General features: G+C 45.4%; 4 protein-coding genes and 1 pseudogene. 3 read left to right on the top strand and 2 right to left on the bottom strand.

All coding sequences use genetic code 11. The features are described from left to right. Nucleotides 1-204, bottom strand: a 204-nt coding sequence (locus EWV84_RS04930) for a transposase (RefSeq protein WP_287076816.1), incomplete at its 3' end; no start/stop codon positions are given. A 424-nt stretch (nucleotides 205-628) separates the two neighbouring features. Here EWV84_RS04930 and EWV84_RS04925 point away from each other — a divergent pair. Beyond that, complete coding sequence (locus EWV84_RS04925; protein WP_286825383.1) at nucleotides 629-841, top strand: CAB/ELIP/HLIP family chlorophyll-binding protein; 213 nt, start codon at nucleotides 629-631, stop codon at nucleotides 839-841. 58 nt (nucleotides 842-899) lie between these two features. Here EWV84_RS04925 and dapF read toward each other — a convergent pair whose 3' ends face one another. After that, the gene (gene dapF / locus EWV84_RS04920; RefSeq protein WP_287076814.1) at nucleotides 900-1,745 is read right to left on the bottom strand and encodes a diaminopimelate epimerase; all 846 of its coding nucleotides are present in this window, start codon (nucleotides 1,743-1,745) and stop codon (nucleotides 900-902) included. Between the two features lie 61 nt (nucleotides 1,746-1,806). Here dapF and EWV84_RS04915 point away from each other — a divergent pair, with 61 nt between their 5' ends. Together EWV84_RS04915 and EWV84_RS04910 are read left to right on the top strand one after the other, a co-directional pair. Further along, nucleotides 1,807-2,019: an Hfq-related RNA-binding protein gene (locus EWV84_RS04915; protein WP_002756689.1), complete on the top strand. Its 213-nt coding sequence runs from the start codon at nucleotides 1,807-1,809 to the stop codon at nucleotides 2,017-2,019. 241 nt (nucleotides 2,020-2,260) lie between these two features. After that, nucleotides 2,261-2,962 (top strand): annotated as a pseudogene (locus EWV84_RS04910) (glycosyltransferase family 2 protein); the annotation flags it as partial. Nucleotides 2,963-3,079: the final 117 nt, after the last annotated feature.

The raw sequence follows: 3,079 nt of genomic DNA, 5'->3' as shown, positions 1-3,079 counted from the left end.
CGTGGGTAAAGCTAAATAATCTGAGGTTTTAGATACCAGATGATAGAGTTGATTAAAACCCAGTTTTTGGGAGTTTTCAAAGAAATATTGGCGATAATGGTAGTTAGCTAGATTGAACAAATTTTTTGACAAGAAGGCATAATGGTCTATTTCTGACCATAAGGGATGGTTTTGACTGATAATATGACGTTCAACTAGCTTCATGTCTTGATTATACCTGATAACGTTCTTAAAATCTATCGGTCGCCAAAGTTACTTTTTTTAGTTGTATAGCTACAGAAATGAGTAACTTTAAAAAGCTTTAGGTAGGTTTTTGGTTTCTGTGGTTAACCCTGACAGCCTAGAACCTTGCCGTTGACTGACCCCAAATCCGTTTTTAATAGTGTGATTAACTCTCAAGTTATGAATTGTTTCTCCCTGCTCCCCACTCCGCAGCTCCGGCGCTCCCTTCTCCCCACACCCTACACCCGACACCCTACACCCCACTCTCCTATACCTTTTAAACAGGATTTAGTATGACCACCCCATCGAGGTTTTCTGAGTCTCCAGAAATTTTTTGTTAAAATTTGCAACATAACTTAACAATGTGTTACACTTTTTGACATAAGCACAAAAAAGGAGCCTCCCCATGACTGCCCGCGGCTACACCACCGAAGAACAAGGAAGACTGAATAACTTTGCTGTCGAACCGAAAATGTACGTTGATAGTTCTAGCGGTCTCGGTTTTACCAAAAACGCTGAAAAATTGAATGGCAGACTAGCTATGATTGGCTTTGTCTCTCTTTTGGCCATTGAAGTGTTAACCGGTAAAGGAATCATTGCGTGGATTACCAGTCTGTAAGAATTAACAATCCCGTGGCGCTGTTCGGGGAGTTCAGTCCCGGTCCAGACTGGTTGGTTTAGACCAGGTAAATGCCCTCAAAAACAGCTTTAGCTGAACCCGTCATGTAAACCCGGTTATCAGTTTCCGACCAGTAAATCTGAAGACAACCACCGGGCAATTCCACGGTACACCAGCGATCGCATTTGCCCGTCAACAGGGCCGCCACCACCACAGCACAAGCGCCGGTACCGCAAGCAAGAGTAATTCCCGCTCCTCTTTCCCAGACACGCATCTTTATATAATCTGGCGCGATTACTTCCACGAACTCCACATTAGTCCGTTGGGGAAAAACCGGATGATGCTCAAATTTTGGCCCGATAGTTTCTAGAGGAATAGAGGCCAGATCATCGACAAAAGTGACACAGTGGGGATTACCCATACTAACGCAAGTAACTAACCAATCTTTGCCCTCCACCTCTAGGGGAACTGCGAGGACTTTTTCTGACCCATTGACCAAGGTGGTGGGGATTTCACTGCCGAGGAGTTGCGGCGGCCCCATATCGACCGTTACCTGTTCATTAGCTTCTAAACGGGGAATCATCGTTCCTGCTAGAGTATGAATGCGATAGGTGCGGCCAATGCTGTTGTTAGCCTCTAAACGGGCGATAAATTGGGCTAGACAGCGAATACCGTTACCACACATTTCCGGTTCCGAACCATCAGAGTTGAAAATTCTCATGGTGTAGTCGGTTGCTGCTTGGCCGGGAAGCACAAAAATCACGCCATCGGCACCGATACCAAAATGTCGATCGCACATAGCCACGGCCATTTCCGCTGTGATCAGGGGTTCGGAACTGTGACGGTTATCTATCAAAATAAAATCATTGCCCAGGCCTTGATATTTGGTAAAGGGGATTTTCATGGTCAATAAAAGCTACTCAACAGGAATAATAGAGGATGAACACCTCATCGATAAACTCATTATGTCTCAATTTGATCCTGGCCTACCGAGTATTAAACAAGTACAGAGCTATATTCAAGAGAAACGGGAAGTAGAAATTAAGTTAAGCACCGATGATCTCCTCGTTGGTCGCATCCTTTGGCAAGATGTTAACTGTCTATACCTGGTTGATCACTACGATAAACCCACTTTAATTTGGCAACAGTCTCTAGTTTATTTAAGACCTAAAGCCTAGGGGGAAATTGGCGATATTTGGCTGTGGGATGCGTCCTGGACGCATCAAAAATTCCTCAAATTATACTTCATCTTGATGAGAAAGGCTATAAATTGCCTAATCAAGAAAGTCAGAGAGTCCAGTTCAGATCTAGATTGCCGTTTAGATGAAAAAGAATAAGCAGATTGTGTGCTAACAATTTAGACCACTGCTGTACATAACCTGTTATACTCTTGGGCAAAACGACTCCACCGCGATTGTTATGCTGGAAAACAAGGTCATGGCAGCTGCCGACCCTAATGAGCAGATACCTACTCTAGAATTATCCATCGTCATGCCCTGTCTCAACGAGGCGGAAACCCTGGCCACCTGTATCAGCAAAGCGCGAGATTATCTGGAACGACACAAAATTGCGGGAGAGGTGCTAATCGCCGATAATGGCAGTAGCGATGGTTCCCAAGAAATTGCCACTAATTCAGGGGCGCGGGTGGTTCCTATCCCAGAAAGGGGTTATGGTAGCGCCCTGCGGGGGGGTATCGCCGCCGCCAAAGGTCAGTACATTATTATGGGGGATGCGGATGATAGCTATGACTTTACCAATCTCTCGCCTTTCCTGGAAAAATTGCGACAGGGTTATGATTTGGTGATGGGCAATCGTTTTCAGGGGGGAATTAAACCCGGGGCGATGCCAGTATTGCATAAGTATCTGGGCAATCCTGTCTTGACTTGGTTAGGACGGTTATTTTTTGGCAGCCCCTGTGGTGATTTTCACTGTGGATTGCGCGGGTTTAGTAAACGGGCGATCGAACAATTGAACCTACGCACCACTGGCATGGAATTCGCCAGCGAGATGGTGGTGAAAGCATCCCTCTACGGTCTCAAAATTACCGAAGTACCAACCACTTTATCCCCTGACGGCCGCAGTCGTCCCCCCCACCTAAAAACTTGGCGCGATGGCTGGCGAGGTAGTTGCTAGTACCCCAAATTCTCATAAAACATAGCCAAATCTATCTTTATCTACTACTATAGAGTTGCTTGACTAGATTTTGTGGCAAAATGAAATATGTTACACCGAAAGAAG

It is taken from the genome of Microcystis sp. M_QC_C_20170808_M3Col, assembly GCF_007095505.1.
GTDB lineage: Bacteria > Cyanobacteriota > Cyanobacteriia > Cyanobacteriales > Microcystaceae > Microcystis.
The sequence above is the reverse complement of the archived record's forward strand: the minus strand, read 5'-3'. Positions and strand labels throughout refer to the sequence as shown.